The following is a 20,398-nucleotide window of genomic DNA, read 5'->3' on the forward strand; positions in this document are numbered from 1 at the left end:
GGGATGGGCTGATGAGACAGCCCTGAACTTGGAAGTTGTCCAAAGCAGAAATGGATTGAGGACATTCACTATCCAAGAATCCCACGGCTTCAGCCGTGTGGAGTCTCAATTTATATAGATAGCGAGGGCCAAGAGCGGGTCTGAATGTTAATCCTTGGGAGTGCATCTTTGTGTATGACCGAAGCATCAATGAACCGCAATTCGCCCTAAGATATGATGTGATGACTCAAAACAGGTGGCCGGACGGAAGAACGTACACGGGTGGAGTGGTACGATTCCGAAATGGTCACCTTTTATTTTGAGGACAATGGAAAATACAGTAAAATATAAATATTATGTGTAGATATGAGATAACGGATCAACAATGGGGAGTCATCAAGCCTCTACTGCCTGTAAAAATTCCGTATTAACTCCCAAATATTGATAATTGAAGTCAAATTGGAGATGAGGAAATTGTGCCGGTAAATCTGTTAATCAATATAAGCTTGTATTTTCCTGCTCCTTTATCAATTTTGCCTGAAGCCTTTTTACAGGATAGTGATCCTCTTCCATGGGGAATTATCTAAAATAGGAAGAATTTGCTTCATTTCCGAATATTTTCTTCGTTCCGCCTTACATAATCTTCGAGCGAGAGAATTTATGGGGGAATCGAGTTGCTAGTTTAATTTCGCTAGAGACAAGTGAATCAACTCTTTGTTCATTGCCAGAAGCATCTTGAAATATGACCTCGCGAAAACATACTCATGTAGCATATTGCCGAGGAGTAGTAACCAGTTTTGCCCTAGGCTCAAATCGTATGTGAGGAAAATGGTTCATGGCAGGCTACCCATAAAGACAAATCTTTTCCCGCCAACAGCTGTTGCATGGCTCACCAATATGCAGAAGTTGATTTATTAGAATATAATCATTGTAAGGCCTTTTATCTAGATTTGCAGTTGTGAAAGGAGTGCATTATGAAAAGGTTAAAACGTTTTACAAAAGTGTTAGTAGCCAATCGTGGGGAAATTGCAATAAGAATTTTTCGAGCCTGTACAGAATTGGGCATTCGCACGGTGGCAGTGTACACCGAACAGGACACGTTGTCACTCCATCGTTTCAAGGCGGACGAAGCTTATCTGATCGGGGAAGGAAAAGGGCCGATTGAAGCTTATCTCGACATGGATGCCATCCTGGAAGTGGCTAAGCGCCATGATGTGGACGCCATTCACCCAGGCTACGGATTTCTAGCGGAAAACGCTGAGTTCGCTGAGCGCTGTCAACGGGAAGGAATTGTCTTTATCGGCCCTTCTCCTGAACACATTCAAATGTTCGGCGATAAAGTGGATGCGCGGGCGATGGCAGTTAAAGCGGGCCTCCCCGTGATTCCCGGCACTCCTGAACCAATCCAATCGTTGGAGGAAGCGATGGATTTTGTTGGGCAACATGATTATCCGATCATCATCAAAGCCGCAGCAGGGGGCGGCGGACGCGGAATGCGCATTGTCCGCAATCAAGAAGAGTTGTGCGAGGCTTTGGAACGCGCCCGTTCAGAAGCTAAATCCGCTTTTGGTAATGCGGCAGTGTATATCGAAAAATTTTTGGAGAATCCCAAGCATATTGAAGTGCAAATCCTCGCAGACCGCCATGGCCATGTTGTCCATTTGTTTGAAAGGGATTGTTCCATTCAACGCCGTCACCAGAAAGTGGTGGAAGTCGCTCCCAGCCTGTCTTTAACGGATGAACTGCGGGAAAAGATTTGCAACGCGGCTTTAAATTTGATGGAAAAAGCAGGCTATTGCAATGCCGGAACGGTGGAGTTCCTTGTGACGCCCGATCAACAGTATTATTTCATTGAAGTGAACCCGCGTGTGCAAGTGGAACACACCATCACCGAGATGATTACGGGAATCGACATTGTTCAGTCGCAGATTCGGATTGCCGAAGGTTATGCTTTAACTGATCCGGAAGTGGGGGTGCCCACCCAGAAAGAGATTTCGACGCGCGGATATGCCATTCAGTGCCGCGTCACGACTGAAGACCCGGCTAGAAATTTCCTTCCAGAAACAGGCAAGTTGCTTGCGTATCGGTCGGGTGGGGGATTTGGGATTCGCTTGGACTCCGGCAACGCTTATCCGGGTGCAGTGATCACGCCCCACTATGATTCATTGCTGGTCAAAGTTTCCTCATGGGCCATGACTTATGAGCAAGCGGCGAAAAAAATGTTGCGCACCTTGAGGGAGTTTCGGGTTCGCGGTGTGAAAACCAACATTCCGTTCTTGGAAAACGTAGTTCAACACCCGGTGTTTTTGAATGGCAAATATGACACTTCGTTTATTGACACCACCCCTGAATTGTTTGAATTTCCCAAACGTAAAGACCGTGGCACCAAGTTGTTGACGTACATTGGACAAACGGTGGTCAATGGTTATCCAGGATTGCCGGTTGGCAAGAAACCAGTGTTTAATGATCCCCGCATTCCGTTCACCTCGATTGAACAGGACTACCCGCGGGGAACCAAGCAGATTTTGGACGATCAAGGAGCCGACGGTTTGCTGGATTGGATCAAGTCGAGTGACCGTCTGTTGGTGACGGATACGACGTTTCGGGATGCCCATCAGTCTTTGTTTGCCACCAGAATGCGCACCTATGATTTATTAAATATCGCGGAAGCGACCGGGAAATTGGCTTCCGACCTGTTTTCGTTGGAAATGTGGGGCGGGGCTACCTTTGATACGTGCATGCGCTTTTTGAATGAAGATCCGTGGGAAAGATTACACTTACTTCGTGAAAAAATTCCCAATATCTTGTTCCAAATGTTGTTCCGTGGGGCCAATGCGGTTGGATACACCAACTATCCGGACAACGTCATCCGTAAATTTGTGCAATTGGCTGCAAAGAGCGGCATTGATGTTTTCCGTATTTTTGACAGCCTAAACTGGATTGAGGGTATGCAGGTAGCGATTGATGCGGTGCGCGAAACCGGGAAAATTGCCGAAGCGACCATCTGCTATACGGGCGACATTTTGGACGCGACACGGGATAAATACTCGCTCCAATATTATGTGGATCTCGCCAAGCAATTGGAAGATGCCGGGGCGCAAATGTTGGCGATTAAGGATATGGCTGGTTTATTGAAACCTTTTGCCGCCTACAAGCTGGTCAAAGCCTTGAAAGAAGAAATCGGCTTGCCTATCCATTTGCATACGCATGACACCAGTGGCAATCAAATGGCGACTTTAATTAAAGCGTATGAGGCAGGGGTTGACATTGTGGACGCTGCGCTCAGTTCGATGTCCGGCTTCACCTCTCAGCCCAGCTTAAACGGACTGGTTGCGTCACTTCAAGGGCAGGAACGGGAAACCCAGTTGGATCTTGACCACTTGCAGAAGCTTTCTGATTACTGGGAAGATGTGCGTCCGTTTTATGAGGGGTTTGAAAGTGGAATCAAAGCGCCAACCGCTGAAGTATATATCCATGAGATGCCTGGCGGCCAATATTCCAATTTACATCAACAGGCGATTGCTGTTGGTTTGGGCAAACGGTGGGAGGAAGTAAAGAAAACATATGCGATCGTTAACAAAATGTTCGGCGATATTGTTAAGGTGACCCCTTCCTCCAAAGTCGTGGGGGATATGGCTTTGTACATGGTGCAAAATAATTTGACCGAACAAGATATTTATGAAAGAGGGGAGCGTCTGGACTTCCCGGAATCGGTTGTCCAATTTTTCCAAGGTTACCTTGGACAACCACCGGGCGGATTCCCTACTAAGTTGCGAGACATCATTTTGAAAGGACGCGACCATTTCACTTGTCGTCCTGGAGAGTTGTTGGAACCGATCGATGTTGAGCAGGTACGTATCGAGTTGGAAGAGAAGACAGGACGGCAAGTCGATGAGTACGATATCATGAGCTATATCATGTATCCGAAAGTTTTCTTGGACAGGGAGAAAAAGACGAATGAATTCGGCAACGTATCTGTGCTCGATACGCCTACATTCTTCTACGGGCTCCGCTTTGGCGAAGAGATTAAGGTGGAAATCGAAAAAGGAAAAACCTTGATCGTCAAACTGATTACTGTGGGTCCCTTGGCTGCGGACGGGACGAGAACCGTTTACTATGAATTGAATGGCCAACCACGGGAAGTAAACATTCGCGACCTGTCGGCCAAAACCACGGTAGAGGTGCGCCGCAAAGCAAATCCGGATGAAGCAGGGCAAGTCGGAGCAACCATGCCCGGGCATGTTCTGAAAATATTGGTTGAACCGGGGGATAAGGTGAAGAAAGGGGAACACCTCGTTGTAACCGAGGCGATGAAAATGGAAACAACGATTCAAGCCCCCTTTGATGCGGAAGTTAAGGAGATCCATGTTAAATCTGGCGATGCGATTGAAACGGGCGATTTGTTGATTGAATTGGGGTAAGTGTGGAACAAAAAATACCCTGTAATCATGTGGGATCATCCCTTTGCCACAAATGCAAAGGGATGATCCCCTTTTCTTTTTCGATACGCACGCCGCAGGCGCTCAGAAGTTGGTTAATAAAAAAGGGGGGGCGATTATTTCCAAAATGAGGCTCTTGGACCAGTTACGCAACGATAAAACGGGAATGGGTTGAAGAACAATGAGTGTCGTTTGCCACGAATTAGACCAGATGCTTCTATCGCTTTCTAGAGAGGGAGACTAACATGAAAATGGCAATCTTGTCCGAACCTAACGACTAGTAGTAGCGTTATGGCCGTTTTGTGGTCATTCAAACTGCCGACGCCACCGCACTACTTTTTGTCCTCCCCTTCACAGGCACAAAAACGTATTTAATAACACTCAACCAAAATGGGAATAATTAGTTTGCGGATTTCTTCGTAGCATTGGGCAGTGAATTCTGCCTGAACACTTTTCAACTACTGACTTTCTGTGGGAGGACCTATGATCAATACTGAACAACTTCGACAAAAAGCGCACGAACTTGCTCTAAAACACGATTCGTCCGTTAGACGGAGGCCGACGAGGCGCCTGTGGCGGCAGTTCAATGCGGATATCGAGAGATTGCGGGCTTTCGTACGCTCTCTGCAAGACGGGCGTGCAAGTTGTTCACAGCCCGCGGAAGAATGGCTGCTTGACCACATTGAGTTCATCGAGGAACAGGCGTTAGTCATACGTCACCAACTCTCCGACGCCTTTCTACGGTGTTTGCCACGCCTGCGCAAGAGCGGCGAGCCACGCGTTTTGTCTCTTTGTGCCGATTATCTCGAGCATGCGGACGGCATCCTGAACGAGGATTCATTCGTTTCCTACATAAATTTTTACCAGGAAGTATCCGTTTTGACAATTGCCGAGGCGTGGTCGATCCCGCTGATCCTGCGTGTTGGTTTGATCCGGCGCCTAGCCGAAGTCATGGAACTCGTTCGCGAACGCCGAGAGGTGTGTACGCTGGTCGAACGGATGCTGGCTCAAATAGAACCGTCGAAGTTAAATCCGGATGCACTCCGGTCTGCCTTGGAAGACGCGGGGCAAGATATTCCGCTCTCCGGTCCGTTGATCGTCCACTTAGTGAGTCATCTGCGCGAGTGGGCGGACGATTCCGCAACGGTGCGCGAATGGTTGTTGTGCAAGTTGGAAAATGGTCCTGACAGCCTCGATCGAATCGTCTCATACGAGGTTCAGCTTCAGGCCGCCTATCAAGCGGAAACAGGAAACATTATCAGCAGTCTGCGCAAAATCTCTCGCTGGGACTGGCGCGAACCTTTTGAGCAGATTTGCTTGGTCGAGCGCACTCTGCGCCAGGAAAGCACAGGTGTCTATCCGCTCCTCGATTTTTTCAGTCGCGATTCGCTGCGAAAACGAGTAGAGGAATTGGCCCGCTGTTTGCACGTACCGGAAAATTTGGTTGCGAAGCATGCCGTGGAACTTGCGGCGGAGGAATACGAACAAGCGTGTGCGGAGCGTGGGCAGATCGACAAAGGTACTGCGGAGAATGGAGCAGAGGATCGAACACATGAACTGAGGAGGGATGCGGCTGTTTCCAATCCGACAGCCCCAGCTGGACTGCCGCGTCAGACGTTTGTAGCTTACTACTTACTCGAGCCGGCTGGCGTCAGGAAGTTGCGGCGTACGCTGAAAATGTGCAGCAGGCCCCGGCTTTTGCCGGAAATAGGTATACTGCGACGCGCCACTGGGGCGTATTTCACCCTGCTGGCTGGATTGTTCGTGTTCGCCCTTCTCGGATTCTCTGCGTGGATCGGTGGCGGTGTCAGCTACACACCTGCACAGTGGGTGATGATTCTGCTCGCACTAGTGTTTCCAGCGAGTGAGTGGGCCGTCACAGCGCTACACTGGCTTATAGAGTCCACAAGGCCTCCCCGGCCGCTCTTGAGATATGATTTCTCGCATGGAATTCCGGATGAAGCTGCCACTATGGTCGTCATTCCGGTAATCTGGTCGTCAGTCGAAGAAGTGAAGGAATTAGCGGATCGGCTTGAACTGCATTACTTGGCGAACCGTGACCCGAATATCCATTTCGCCCTTCTGGGAGATTTCGTCGACGCCCACGCAGAAAGTCTTCCGGAAGATTCCCAGATTCTCGAGGCTGCACGCGCAAGCATTGAGGAGTTAAATAGAATGTATTCCCGCCAGGGTGGGACAACCTTCCACCTCTTTCAGCGACACAGGTTATGGAACCCCAGCGAAGGGGTGTGGATGGGTTGGGAGCGCAAGCGTGGCAAATTGGTGGAATTTGTCGAATTGATCAAAGGGAGCAAAGACACGACTTATGAATTTGTAGTCGGGGACTCGGCTGTTCTTTCACGCATTCGGTACATCATCACGCTAGATGCGGACACGAGGCTTCCCATGGGCAGCGCCCAGCGGATGATCGGCACCCTGCATCTGCCTTACAATCGGCCGCGGTTAAACGAAACGCGGACAAGGGTCGTAGAGGGATATGGCGTGCTGCAGCCGCGCATCGGCATTAGTCATGAGGCAGCTGTACGCTCGCGATTCGCTTATTTGTGGTCAGGGGAGACGGGCATCGATCCGTACGCGTTTGCCGTCTCCGATCCATATCAAGATGGACTGGGGCAGGGCATTTTTACGGGCAAGGGCATATTCGATGTTGATACGTTTGCGCAGGTACTGTGTGAACGTATTCCCGAAAACCGGGTGCTTAGCCACGATTTGTTGGAAGGTGGCTTCTTGCGCACAGGCCTCTTGTCAGACATCGAATTGATCGACGACCATCCCACAACGTTCAGCGCCTATCAGAAGAGATTGCACCGCTGGGTGCGCGGCGATTGGCAATTACTCTGCTGGCTGTTTGGCCGTGTTTGCGACCGAAGGGGAACGTTGTTGCCCGTTGATTTGTCGGCCCTCACCCGCTGGCAGATGATCGATAACCTGCGGCGCAGTCTTCTCCCGCCCGTACTCTTTGTGCTTCTGCTTTTTGGTTTGACTGTTCTTCCCGGCTCTCCATGGCGCTGGCTTGCGATTATGTTTGCTACTTTGCTCTTGCCGGTGATCCGCCAATGTGTGACGATTCGACGGACAGTGTGGTGTCCCCGTGCTTTGTTGGTTACAGTTGGGCAAGTTTTGGTGATCATCTTGACACTTCCGTTTCAAAGTGCGTTGTTGCTTGACGCCATCGTCAGAAGTGTATTCCGCTTATTCATCTCAAAACGCCATTTGCTTGAATGGGTTAGCGCGGCGGAAACTGAACGCCGAAACCGCCAGGGACGCCACCCTGTTCTGATGGGGATGCGTGGAGGCTATGCACTCGTGCTCCTCTTTATACTGGCAGCGGCGACGAGCGGTACCTCTGCACTTCAGTGGACAGGATTGGCGCTTAGTGCTCTATGGGCCCTCGCTCCGCTTGCCGTCCGCTGGTTGGACCAGCCCGCTGCGCGACCCGCTCAGCCGCTCTCAGAGGTGGAGGTGGAAAAACTGCGGGTGCTGGCGCAACAGATTTGGGCTTTTTTCGAAGACTTCACCACCGAAAAAGACAATTGGCTGCCACCTGACAACGTTCAAATCGATCCGCCTAACGGGATCGCGCATCGCACGTCGCCCACCAACATCGGACTTTATCTCGCCTCTACTCTGGCTGCGCGGGATTTCGGATTTATTGACACCCCCGTGCTGGTTGAGCGTCTGGAACGCACGCTCACTACGGTTGAGCGTCTGGACAAATGGAAAGGACATCTTTACAACTGGTACGACACGGTTGCACTCGAACCGCTGCCTCCGTTGTATGTGTCAACGGTGGATTCTGGGAATTTCGTGGCCTATCTCATGGTGGTCAAAGAGGGATTGATGGAATGGCTCAAGACAGACTTCTCAGAGAGGGAGCGGGAAGGTTCGGTCAAGTATGGAAGCAAGGGGACGGAAGGTTGGCTGGCACGCGGGCAAAAACTGATTGGCCGTCTAGAGGCATTGATTAATAACACAGACTTTCGACCGCTGTACGACCCCAAGGCGAAATTATTCACCTTGGGGTACCACGCAGCGCTGGGTGATCGCGATACGATCCTATATGATCTGTTGGCATCAGAGGCTAGACAGGCAAGCTTTGTTGCTATCGCCCTCGGGCATGTGCCTGTATCACACTGGTCTGCACTCGGGCGGACGATGACAAAAATTGGGCAGCGGGTCACCCTGCTCTCATGGTCCGGGACGATGTTTGAGTATTTGATGCCATGGCTCATTATGCCCACCTACCGGAACACTGTTTGGGACAGCACCTACCGAGGTGTCGTCAAGCGGCAAATCGAGTACGCCAATCAACGGGGAGTGCCGTTTGGCATCTCGGAATCGGGTTATTACGCTTTTGATTATCAGATGAACTATCAATACCGGGCGTTTGGCGTTCCCGGTCTCGGATTCAAGCGCGGACTTGAACAAGATTTGGTCGTGGCACCGTATGCGACCATCCTGGCCTTGCCTTTTGCGAAGCGTCAAGGACTTGAGGATTTGCGTAAAATGGAGGAGATTGGTGCACGTGGAAAATACGGCTACTATGAAGCCATCGACTTTACGCCTGAGCGAATGCCGAAAGATAAGAGGTGCATGGTCATCCGCAGCTTTATGGCACATCATCAAGGTATGAGCCTGCTCACCCTTGGCAACTTGTTGTTGCCCCGCAAAATGTATGAGCGTTTTCACCGCGACAAGCGAGTGCAAGCGGCTGAATTGCTTCTGCAGGAACGTATTCCGACGCGTCCTGCTATCATTAAGCACCCCGTAATGAGACGCGTGCATCTGCCGGAACCAAGACCGGCGCAATCTGTGGCGCTGCGCGAGTATCTCTCTGCGGACACGCCGACACCCGAGGTGTGTGTCCTTTCAAACGGAGAATTCATGACCGTTGTGACCAACAGCGGCAGCGGGTTCAGCAGGTGGGAAAGTCTGGCCGTCTCCCGGTGGCGCGAGGATCCTGTGGCAGACGATTGGGGGAGCTACATATATATTCGCGACGTCTCCCGTGACTTGGTGTGGTCACCAACGTTTCAGCCGTGCCGTGTCCCGTCACCTGAACAGAGCGTGCAATTCTCGCTCGAGCGTGCGACCTTCATGCGCGTGGACGGAGACGTGCAGACGAGCCTTGAAATCTGCGTCTCACCGGAATGTAATGCGGAAGTTCGTCGGTTGACGCTCACCAACACAGGGAATGAAGAGCGGATCATTGAAGTCACGACGTTTCTTGAAGTAGTCCTGGCTCCTCCCATCGCCGACGATGCGCATCCGGCCTTTAGCAAATTATTCGTTGAAACGGAATATGAAGTGGATACCGAGTGCCTGCTCGCCCGTCGCCGGCCTCGTGATCCAAGCGAAAAACCACTGTGGGCAGTCCACTCACTGTTGGTCGACGGCGAACCTCTCGGACCGGTTGAATACGAGACAGATCGAGCCAGCTTTATTGGACGCGGCCACACGCTCTCCCAGCCGCAGGGGATCCGCTCCCGCCTGCGCAAAACAGTGGGAGCTGTTGCAGACCCTGCCTTTATCATGCGGCGACGGTTGACGATCAAACCGGGTGAACGGGTGCAACTGTTCGCTGTCACAGGTGTCGCGGATACGAAGGATGAAGCTGTCAGCATCGTTTCCCGGTTCGCCGGGGACCTTCAGGTGGAACGGACGTTTCAGCTCGCCTGGACTCGCAGTCAAATTGAGCTTCGGCATTTTCATCTGACTGTCGCCGAGGCGATGGTCTTTCAAAGATTGGCAGGCCGGGCGTTATACATGGCTCCGCTACGGGGAGAACGAGAACGAAGTATCACGGCGAATGCAAAAGGGCAGTCTGGCCTCTGGGCGTACGGAATCTCCGGTGATTGGCCAATTATACTTGTGCGGATTGCGGATGTGGCCAATCAGCAGTTTGTCATCAAGCTGCTGATTGGGCACGAATATTTGCGCCGCAAGGGACTGCTCATTGACCTGGTCATCCTGAATGAATCGGCGGGGGGGTACCAACAGGATTTGCAGGAAGCGTTGCTAGGTGCGGTGGAACATAGCGTTGGTCACCAAGGGGCAGGCCCTGGGGGTGTTTACGTCATTGCCGCCAATCAGCTGTCGGACGAAGATAAGAGACTGTTACACGCAGTATCCCGTGTCGTGCTGCGTGCAGACGGTCCCAGTCTCAAGGCCCAAATCAAATTGCCGCGGAGAGACACCGTCTTGCCGGCACCGCTCGTCCCGATTCAACCGTTAATCAGGTACGGCAACCCAGCTCCAGAAGACACACACGATTGGATTTTCTTCAACGGTTTGGGAGGTTTTTCGCCGGATGGCCGGGAGTACCGGATCGTGCTCAAAAACACCAATCATCTGCCTGCGCCATGGATCAATGTGATGGCTAATCCGCGCTTCGGCTGTCTTGTCACCGAACTGGGTACGGGTTACACATGGTGGCGTAACAGCCGGGAGTGCAAACTTACCCCGTGGTCTAACGATCCTGTGCTCGATCCACCCGGTGAAGTGTGTTATCTGCGGGACGAAGAGAGCGGCGAAATATGGTCCGTCACAGCGTCTCCCGCACGCGCAGATCAGCCTTACATCGTGTCGCACGGCAGGGGATATACCCGTGTTCGCCATGAGAGTCACGGTCTCATGCAGGAAGTTACCGTTTTTGTACCGCTTGATGACCCCGTCAAGGTGGTCAAATTACGGCTACAAAACAGGACTGCAGAGCGGCGTCGCCTGTCCGCCACGTATTATGCGGAATGGGTGCTGGGCGTGCGGCGCGAAGCAAACGCCTCTTTCATCGTCACGGAGTGGGAGGAATCGGCCAAAATCTTGCTGGCGCACAACACTTATCAGGAAGCGTTCCGCGATGCAACAGTCTTTTTAGGCGTGTGTCCTCAACTCGAAACGTCTGATTCGGGAGAATTCGAAATCAATGCCGTACAGTCCGAAGATCTGTCTTGGACAGCCGACCGCGAGGAATTTCTCGGCCGCAATGGAACATTGGAAAATCCGGCTGCCATGAGCCGAGAGCGTCTGTCGGGCAAAACGGGACCTCTGTATGATACTTGTGGTGCGGTGCAGACCAAATTCACTATTGAGCCAAATGGCGAACAGACCGTCTACATCCTGTTAGGTTGTGAAGATTCGCGTGACGCCGTTGTAAAGCTCGCCCAAAAATACAGCCAAACGCGCGTCTGTGAGCAGTCCTTCGAGACCGTGCGGGAATTTTGGGACTCTGTGTTAGACCAGATCTCGGTTTCGACACCCAGTCCAGAAATGAATGTTCTGTTGAACGGTTGGTTACTTTACCAGTCGCTTGCCTGCCGAATGTGGGCGCGCACCGCTTTTTACCAGGCGGGCGGCGCATACGGCTTTCGCGACCAGTTGCAGGATTCACTGGCTCTGCTCCACAGCCGTCCCGACCTCACCCGGGCACAAATTTTGCTCCACGCCGCACATCAATATGAAGAGGGAGACGTGCAACACTGGTGGCATGAAGAGACAGAGCGCGGCATCCGCACGCGTTTCTCCGACGATTTGCTGTGGTTGCCATATGCCGTTTCACGTTACATTGAACACACAGGCGACGACAGTTTGCTTGATGAGGTGGTGCCGTTTCTTCATAGTAAACCTTTGCGTGAGGGTGAACATGAACGGTACGAGCCAACACAAATCTCGACGCAGATCGGCACGGTTTTCGAGCATTGTTTCCGTGCGATCGACAGGGCTTTGCGCTTCTTCGGAGAACACGGGCTGCCTCTGATCGGAATCGGAGACTGGAACGATGGAATGAGTAATGTCGGCGATGCCGGTCGTGGGGAGAGCGTGTGGCTCGGCTGGTTTCTGTGCGAAATTCTGAATCAATATGCGGATTTGTGCGAGCGGAAAGGAGAGGGAGAACGGGCTGGTCGTTACCGGAATATACGGGAACAACTCACCGCCTCTCTTGATGAACACGCCTGGGATGGACAGTGGTACAGGCGTGCCTTCACCGATGGCGGACAATGGCTGGGTTCTATCCACAATGAGGAGTGTCGCATCGATGCCATCGCCCAGTCGTGGTCAGTCATCTCTGAAGCGGCGCCAAAGGATAAAGCGATGCGGGCGATGCAGGCGTTTGACCGTGAACTCGTGGACCGCGACCTGTTCGTCGCACGTCTCTTGACACCGCCTTTTGACCGCACGGATCCGAGTCCCGGATATATTCAGGGCTATCCGCCCGGAATTCGCGAGAACGGAGCCCAGTATACCCACGGAGTGGTATGGGGAATCGTCGCTTGGTGCCTTCTAGGTGAGGGGGACAAAGCGTTTGAGTTGTTTCATATGCTAAATCCTCTAACTCACACCCGGACGCTTGGTGAAGTGCGACAGTATGCCGGTGAGCCGTACGTCATGGCGGCAGACGTCTACACGACGGATCCGCACAAAGGACATGCTGGCTGGACATGGTACACCGGAGCTGCGGGATGGATGTATCAGGCGGGCGTCGAGTGGATCCTTGGCCTGCGCCGCCGCGGAGAGAGGTTATACATCCGACCATGTATTCCGTGCGAATGGCAGGAGTTTTCCGTCAGCTACCGTTTTGGGAGTACACGCTACCTCATCAACGTCAAAAATCCGGCAGGCAAGTCAAGCGGATGGACCACGTTAATCATCGACGGTCAGGAAACTGACCTTGTAGAGGAGGACGGTCCCTGTATCGAATTGTGTGACGACGGGCAGGTCCACCATGTCGTTCTGACGATGTAGGTACCGGTTGGGGGAGCAAACGGATATATTTGTGATAGTCTGGCGGTCGCCGGCGAAGGAACTTGGTAACGCAGGTTGTTCTCGTTGGGTGACCGCGGCTATTGCGAAAAGACGTCTCCAAGGAGTAAAGATTTCGGAGCAATCCTATATATATATATGTATGGAACCAGGATAGCCGATTGTTAGAAACATTCGCGGCGATTCGTAATGGCTTGTATGCATCTTATCAGAACCCGGTTGGGAAAGGTGTGAATACGGCTTTGGAAAAACAAGTGCTCGTTTTGCAAGGGCTTCTCAAGAATATTGAGTGGAAGGGAAGTTTGCATGGTGAGAAAAATACGTAAGGCGATTATCCCGGCAGCCGGATTCGGAACCCGATTTTTGCCTGCCACCAAAGCTCAGCCTAAAGAAATGTTACCTTTGATCAACAAGCCGACGATTCAATACATAGTCGAAGAGGCTATCTCTTCCGGGATTGAAGATATCCTGATTGTAACAGGACGAAACAAACGAGCTATTGAAGATCACTTCGATCACAATGTCGAGTTGGAACATTTTCTTAAACAGCAGGGGAAATGGGCTCAATATAAGGAAGTTTTGGAGATTGCAAAAATGGTGGATATCCACTTCATCCGACAAAAACAACAGCTCGGACTTGGGCATGCTGTTTTGTGTGCCCGTTCTTTTGTTGGAAATGAGCCATTTGCGGTTCTTCTCGGCGATGATATTATCGATAATCCCTCTAAACCGGCTCTTCAGCAGATGATTGAGGAGTTTCACGAGCATGGAAAGACTGTCGTCGGAGTACAACGCGTATTGCCGGAAGAAGTGTCCAAGTATGGAGTGATAGCAGGCAAGCAGATCAGAAACCATGTTTATCAATTGGATGATTTGGTTGAAAAACCCGCTTCAGACAAAGCGCCATCGAATTTGGCGATCGTGGGACGTTATATCATTAGCCCTGAAATCTTTGATATCTTGGAGTATACCGAGCCTGGACGCGGCGGTGAAATTCAGCTTACGGACGCCCTTAGGGTTCTATGTCACAAACAGGGCATGCATGCTCGCCTCTTGGAGGGAGATCGCCATGATATTGGAGATAAATGGGGATATATAAAAGCTACTTTGTCATTTGCTTTGCAGGGTGAGGATTTACGCGATTATTTGCTTGAGTTTTTGCTTGAGAGATTACAGTCTATACCAAAGTAAGTAGCGGGCAGGGAAGGCTGAGAGAACGGAATCGCCAAAAGTCCAAACCCTGGGCATTCCGTACTTTCTCCCGAAGCCAGCCTTATGTATTCCCGGTACATTAGCTTATATGTTTGGCTCAATAAAATAGGGTATCGAATTTTCAAAGGGGGGCATATTATATTGCCCATATCTCTTTAAAAAACTCTGGCGATGCTCATGATTTGGTTAAAGAAGAATGGACTTATCCTGATCAAAAGGAGAGATTAAATCTCTCCTGAGATTCATGATAAACCCAGCTCCAAACCAGTAATGCTTCTGCACCTAAGAGAAACGAGGCGTCAACTTTTGAGCTGTATAGATGGTTGAATGATCAGATACATCCTGATAAGTTTTCTTTATTTATTGGATCAACTGTTGACGGAAAGCCTTAGCTACAGCTTCTGTCCTATTTTTTGCCTTTAATTTTTTAAAGATGGAATTTATATATTCATTTACAGTATACTCGCTGAGTTGAAGTTTTGAGGCAATATGTTTTGTGCTGTAACCATCAGCGCTAAGCTGGAGAATTTGCTTTTCACGATGGGATAAGAGGGAAGAGGTTTTGATAACCGGAGAGTTTGAATAAAGTTTTGAATGCAAATTTTTTGATAACCGACTCAAAAGGGAGTCGACGATTTCAATGGTGTTGTCCGAAACGTCGAAAGGTCGGCCGTTCTGGTCAAGCAGTAAAACACCGGTAACATGGTGGTTCTCTCCATACAATGGTGCTACTAACAATGAAGTCAAATGGAAATGTTCAATATGGTGCGAGGGAAGGTAATTTTCCACTTGTTTAAAATGAACAGGTCGTTTCGCATCTAAGATCATTGAGATGATGGGTATATTATGTTCCGGTTCCTGAATGCGTTGAATATCTTCCAAAGGAACATTATAGGACTGGACCCCCTCAATATTTTTGAAAAACGAATGGTACCAAAAAAGAGCGCTGCGCTGAAAACCGGCGATGTGGCAAATATGTTCAACACATGAAGAAAGAGTATCTTGTATTTCCCTGGTTGATAACAGTGCATTGTCAAATTCCAAAATCGCTTCGTACTGTAGAATCTGGTCATGAATGGTTTGTTGTATATCTTCATTGTAATACATTTTAGATAATTCGATTGCATGACGGATCCAAAGGACCAGCTGCTGGGCAAAGCGTTTCGTTAGGGAGTCTTTTTTTCCTTTGATGACAAGGTATAGCTTTTCGTTGATTTTATCTACAAATCCTTCGGTTTTTCCGGAGACAACTTGATGGACGGATAATGTCAGCTCTTCGTGTGTATAAGCAGGGAACCATTCTTCTAATTCAAAGTTATACATAGCAATATCCAAAATTTCACATCTGCGTTTACTTGATAATGAGGTTGCGATAGCGACCCATTTCCAGTTTATATTAGACCATATATCTTGTCCTTGCAGCAATCGCATCAGCGGAGAAATAGATCTGCTCTTCTTATTGTGTTGATAACCGAATGTTAGTAGTTGATGCTGTGTAATAGAAAAAGATAAATTCATGCATAGGGTGTGAATCCATTGATAGCAGTTATTTACATAAAGATGATTACGGTTTTGCAGGATCATCTCCATCATGATTTGTTCAAATGATCCGATGGCAAATATAATCCGGTTCGAATTTAACGTTTTTTCCCAATCCAAAATCATTTGTTGGAATTTATCGAAAAAAGAGGGTTCGTCAGAAAGAGCGAGATCCAAGTGACCCAGCAAAAAGCGGAACACATCGGCTAAAGATTTCTTTTCTTCGTTGTTTACGTTTATTTTGGAAAGTTTGATGTTCCATCGGGTCAAACACTCTTGGTACTCCCGATAAACCGTGTCAAGCATTTGTTCGACTTCATTGGGTTGCAACTTGGGACCGATCAGATATTTGGTCATATGCATAGCCACCCTCTCTATTCACTAGTTATTTTTAGGGGTATTATAACCCAGTATTTCAGGGATTGTATAAAGATTTTAAATAGAATAACATTTAGATGAAATAACATGAAGCAAAACCCAAATGAATAAATGGAGGGAACATCATGAAGGTGTTTTCGGAAGAATGGGTGCAGGAATGGGGAAAGAAGATCAATGAAAGTGAGCAATACTTTCAAGCTGCACAGACTTGGGAATGGCCGTTAATATTGATCTTTGAAAAGGACCCGTCGATAGGGATAGATGAAGACTGGTCCGTCTATCTTGATTTGTGGCATGGAGAATGTCGCGAGGCGCGCGTAGCGACGAAGGAAGACATGGAAAATGCCCCGTATGTGATCAGCGCTGATTCTTACACATGGAAACAAATTTTTGACCGAAAATTGGAACCAGTTTCAACGATTATGCGTGGAAGGATGAAATTGATCAAAGGAAACATGTCCACTTTGTCCGCTTATGTGTTGGCGGCCAAATATCTCGTGGAATCCGCTTTGGAAATGGATGCCGAGTTTCCGGAGGGGCTGAAATGAAAGCGGTCACATTTCATGGCGTGGGCGACGTCCGAGTCGAAACGGTTCAGGATCCGGCTATTCAAGAGCATACGGACGCTATCGTGCGAATCACGACGGCGGCGATTTGTGGATCCGATCTGCATCTTTATCACGGTGCGATTCCGGGCCTGCTGCCGGGAGCCATAATTGGACACGAGTACGTAGGCGTGGTTGAAGAAGTGGGTCCCCATGTGCGAAGTTTCAAACGAGGCGACCGTGTGGTGGGAGCGTTTCACGTAGCCTGCGGCAAGTGTCGAACCTGCCGGCGGAGCTCCTTTAACCAGTGCCGGTACGGCGGTGTGCTGGGATACGGTGTCGCCTTCGGAAATTTGGACGGAACGCAGGCGGAATATGCGCGTATTCCGTATGCAGACCACACCTTGCGGCGGGTTCCGGATGGTCTGACCGACGAACAGGCGCTGTTTACGGGAGATATCCTTACCACCGCCTATGGCGCCGTTGTGAACAGCGGATTAAGGCCCGGGGAGAACGTCGCCGTGATCGGTTGCGGCCCCGTCGGGATCATGGCGGTTCAAAGCGCCTTTGCTCTTGGGGCTTCCCGGGTGTTCGCGGTGGATCTCGTCAAAGAGCGAACGGAATTGGCTGCGCAACTCGGTGCGATCCCGGTGCCCTCGAAAGAAATGAATGCAGTGTCGAAAATCAACGAATGGACCAACGGTGAAGGAGCCGACGTCGTGATCGAGGCGGTTGGAGGTCCTGCAACGCTTAAATTGGCGTTCGAACTCGCGCGGGGCGGGGGTCGAATCTCCGCTGTTGGTGTCACAGCGGAAGACACCTTTGCGTATCCGTTGATGAGCAGCTTGACGAAAGATGTGACTTTCCGCATAGGTCTCGCTAACATCCACCGTGATATTGACGCGACGCTAGCTCTGGTGCAGGGCGGACGGATCGACCCGACGGTGGTGGTTTCCCATCGATTGCCTTTGGAGCAGGCGCCGGAAGGCTATCGGCTGTTCGATCAACGCCAAGCAAACAAAGTGATTTTACAATTATCGTAAATGATGCGAGTGATTCAGGTCAATAGAAAATAAGAGTTTTATGGAGGGATTCAAAGTGCGTGTGATGAAAACGACCAGTGAAAAAAGGTTGAACCACTCTATTTTGCCCATGCGCCTGTATCATAAGGCAAAAAAGTTTGGCATTTGGGATCCGCGGGATATCGATTTTACCCAGGATCAAGAAGATTGGAAGACATTAAAAGATGATGAAAAAGAAGCGATTCTGCGATTGTGTTCGATGTTTCAAGCGGGAGAGGAAGCGGTGACTCTGGATTTGCTTCCCTTGATTCGCGTTATCTCCCTGGAAGGGCGCCTTGAAGAAGAGATGTATCTGACAACGTTCCTCTGGGAAGAAGCGAAACACACGGAGATTTTCAGAAGATTCCTCGATGAAGTGACGGGAGAGGTCAGGGATTTGTCCATCTATCACCTGGAAAATTACCGCAAAATCTTTTACGAGTTTCTGCCGCAGGCTATGGAGCGTCTGGTTGATGACGGCTCTCCGGAAGCCCAGGCGGAGGCCTCGGTCACGTATAACATGGTCGTGGAGGGCATACTTGCGGAAACAGGCTATCACGCTTTTTACAATTCGCTCCAGCGTCAAGGGAAAATGCCGGGGATGATACAAGCGGTGGGGTACTTGAAAAAGGACGAATCCCGGCATCTCGGTTACGGAAGCTATCTCCTGCAACGGCTCATTTCCGAGCACGACCATGTTTGGGACGTCATCAACAAGCGGATGGAAATGCTCCTTCCGTTCGCGATCGGTGTTGTCAATGAATTATTCAACGAGATAGATCCGTATCCCTTCGGGTTGGACAAAGAAGAATTTATCCATTTCGCGATGAAGCAATTCCAGGTGCGTATGGATGTCCTCGAACGGGCCCGCGGGAAAACGCTCGATGAGATTTATTCGGTTAGTGAACATGACGTAGGTGTAATCTAGTGAGGTGGTTGGGGATGACAAAGACTTTAGAGAATCCGATCGTCTCTGGAAATGTGAGAAATTTCCTTAATCACGGCCCGAAGAAGCTTTTCATCGGAGGGCGCTGGGTTCCGTCCCAGTCGGAAAAAACCTTTACGACGGTGGATCCGGCGACGGGGGAAGCGTTGGCGACCGTATATGAAGCTGAAGCCGCCGATGTTGAAGCGGCCGTTCAAGCGGCGCGCAAAGCCTTGGAGGGGCCCTGGAGCCGGATCAGCCCGGCGGAACGGGCGCGGCTTCTTTGGAAATTATCGGACCTGATCGAGAAACATGCCGACGAACTGAGCCAGCTGGAGTCCCTCGATACCGGTAAACCGCTGACGGAGACTTCGACGTTCGATGTACCCTTTACCGTGGATCATTTCCGCTATTTTGCGGGATGGGCGACGAAACTGACCGGGGAAACGCTTCCCGTGTCTTTCCCAGGGGATTATTTGGCCTACACGCGCCGGGAGCCTGTCGGGGTGGTCGGAGCCATTGTCCCGTGGAATTTTCCGCTGATGATCGCTTCGTGGAAACTTGCTCCCGCCCTGGCATGTGGCAATACCGTGGTACTCAAGCCTTCGGAACTTACCCCGTTGACGGCGATCCGTCTCGGTGAACTGATGCAGGAAGCGGACATTCCGCCTGGTGTCGTCAACATTGTACCGGGGTACGGCCGAACGGCGGGAGCGGCGTTGACCGGACATCCGGAAGTGAACAAAATCACGTTTACCGGGTCGACCGCGGTAGGGAGGGAAATCGTCCGGGCTTCGGCGGACAGCTTTAAGCGGGTGACGCTGGAGTTGGGCGGCAAATCGCCGAACATCGTCTTTCCCGATGCAGATATAGACGCCGTTGCCGGCGGGATTATGATGAGCATCTTTTTCAACCAAGGCGAAGTGTGCTGCGCCGGTTCACGGTTGTATTTGCACAAACAGATCTATGACAAGGTGTTGTCCGCGGTAGTGGACCGAGCCAAGGCGATCCGACAAGGGGTGGGCATTGACCCTGGAACACAGATGGGACCGCTCGTCAGCGAACAACACATGAACAGGGTGCTGGGATACATCGAAAATGGCATCCAGGAAGGAGCAAAAGTACTGGCGGGTGCGGAGCGCGGTTTACAAGCAGGATATTTTGTCAAGCCCACCGTACTGGAAGCCCGCGATGATATGACAGTGGCGAAGGAAGAGATTTTCGGCCCGGTACTGGCTGTATTGCCCTTTGAGGATCTATCGGACGTCATCCGGCGAGCCAACGCGACGGAATACGGACTTGCCGCCGGAATATGGTCGAAGGATGTAAAAAAAGCCATCCAAGTGGCCCACTCCCTCAAAGCGGGGACTGTTTGGGTGAACGGGTACAGCCTGCTCGACCCGACTAGCCCGTGGGGCGGGTTTAAACAGAGCGGCGTGGGAAGGGAAATGGGCCAATACGCGCTGGAGCACTTCACGGAAGTAAAGAGCGTCTGGGTCAACCTTACGTAGAAAATGAGAGAATTTTCTTTGTTTTAAAAAG

General features: G+C 50.6%; 9 protein-coding genes. 8 read left to right on the plus strand and 1 reads right to left on the minus strand.

The annotated features are described in order from the left end of the window. Window positions 1-953 precede the first annotated feature (953 nt). The 4 genes from pyc to galU all read left to right on the plus strand — a co-directional run bounded on the left by pyc (window position 954) and on the right by galU (window position 14,387). On the plus strand, window positions 954-4,400 hold the full coding sequence (gene pyc / locus ACFQNG_RS05955) for a pyruvate carboxylase (protein WP_379863973.1): 3,447 nt from the start codon (window positions 954-956) through the stop codon (window positions 4,398-4,400). Between the two features lie 501 nt (window positions 4,401-4,901). Beyond that, window positions 4,902-13,178, plus strand: a complete 8,277-nt coding sequence (locus ACFQNG_RS05960) for a glycoside hydrolase family 94 protein (protein ID WP_379863974.1) — start codon at window positions 4,902-4,904, stop codon at window positions 13,176-13,178. 179 nt (window positions 13,179-13,357) lie between these two features. Next, entirely contained in the window at window positions 13,358-13,522 is a 165-nt protein-coding gene (locus ACFQNG_RS05965; protein WP_379863975.1) for a hypothetical protein, read from the plus strand. Beyond that, on the plus strand, window positions 13,503-14,387 hold the full coding sequence (gene galU / locus ACFQNG_RS05970; protein WP_379863976.1) for a UTP--glucose-1-phosphate uridylyltransferase GalU: 885 nt from the start codon (window positions 13,503-13,505) through the stop codon (window positions 14,385-14,387). Before ACFQNG_RS05965 ends, galU begins: the two co-directional genes overlap by 20 nt. 381 nt (window positions 14,388-14,768) lie before the next feature. On the opposite strand, the gene ACFQNG_RS05975 is transcribed toward galU, so the two are convergent. Further along, window positions 14,769-16,304, minus strand: a complete 1,536-nt coding sequence (locus tag ACFQNG_RS05975; RefSeq protein WP_379863977.1) for a LuxR C-terminal-related transcriptional regulator — start codon at window positions 16,302-16,304, stop codon at window positions 14,769-14,771. Window positions 16,305-16,450: 146 nt separating this feature from the next. Between ACFQNG_RS05975 and ACFQNG_RS05980 the strand changes: the two genes are divergently transcribed. Genes ACFQNG_RS05980 through ACFQNG_RS05995 form a run of 4 tightly spaced genes read left to right on the plus strand, consistent with a single transcriptional unit; the run spans window position 16,451 to window position 20,367 of the window. Beyond that, window positions 16,451-16,873, plus strand: a complete 423-nt coding sequence (locus tag ACFQNG_RS05980) for an SCP2 sterol-binding domain-containing protein (protein WP_379863978.1) — start codon at window positions 16,451-16,453, stop codon at window positions 16,871-16,873. Continuing rightward, on the plus strand, window positions 16,870-17,913 hold the full coding sequence (locus ACFQNG_RS05985; RefSeq protein WP_379863979.1) for an alcohol dehydrogenase family protein: 1,044 nt from the start codon (window positions 16,870-16,872) through the stop codon (window positions 17,911-17,913). The genes ACFQNG_RS05980 and ACFQNG_RS05985 overlap by 4 nt, the downstream gene beginning before the upstream one ends. Window positions 17,914-17,953: 40 nt before the next feature. Further along, window positions 17,954-18,859, plus strand: a complete 906-nt coding sequence (locus ACFQNG_RS05990) for a R2-like ligand-binding oxidase (RefSeq protein ID WP_379863980.1) — start codon at window positions 17,954-17,956, stop codon at window positions 18,857-18,859. A 14-nt stretch (window positions 18,860-18,873) separates the two neighbouring features. Beyond that, window positions 18,874-20,367 (plus strand): aldehyde dehydrogenase family protein, encoded by a 1,494-nt coding sequence (locus ACFQNG_RS05995; protein ID WP_379863983.1) that lies wholly within the window; start codon window positions 18,874-18,876, stop codon window positions 20,365-20,367. Window positions 20,368-20,398: the final 31 nt, after the last annotated feature.

This window comes from Laceyella putida (genome assembly GCF_042665195.1).
Classification (GTDB): Bacteria; Bacillota; Bacilli; order Thermoactinomycetales; family Thermoactinomycetaceae; genus Laceyella; species Laceyella putida.

Bases quoted from the DNA above. Each gene is read 5' to 3' on its own strand.
- ACFQNG_RS05960 (WP_379863974.1), top strand. From the start codon at position 4,902: ATGATCAATACTGAACAACTTCGACAAAAAGCGCACGAACTTGCTCTA.
- ACFQNG_RS05990 (WP_379863980.1), top strand. From the start codon at position 17,954: ATGGAGGGATTCAAAGTGCGTGTGATGAAAACGACCAGTGAAAAAAGG.
- ACFQNG_RS05985 (WP_379863979.1), top strand. From the start codon at position 16,870: ATGAAAGCGGTCACATTTCATGGCGTGGGCGACGTCCGAGTCGAAACG.
- ACFQNG_RS05995 (WP_379863983.1), top strand. From the start codon at position 18,874: ATGACAAAGACTTTAGAGAATCCGATCGTCTCTGGAAATGTGAGAAAT.
- ACFQNG_RS05975 (WP_379863977.1), bottom strand. From the start codon at position 16,304: ATGACCAAATATCTGATCGGTCCCAAGTTGCAACCCAATGAAGTCGAA.
- pyc (WP_379863973.1), top strand. From the start codon at position 954: ATGAAAAGGTTAAAACGTTTTACAAAAGTGTTAGTAGCCAATCGTGGG.
- galU (WP_379863976.1), top strand. From the start codon at position 13,503: ATGGTGAGAAAAATACGTAAGGCGATTATCCCGGCAGCCGGATTCGGA.
- ACFQNG_RS05980 (WP_379863978.1), top strand. From the start codon at position 16,451: ATGAAGGTGTTTTCGGAAGAATGGGTGCAGGAATGGGGAAAGAAGATC.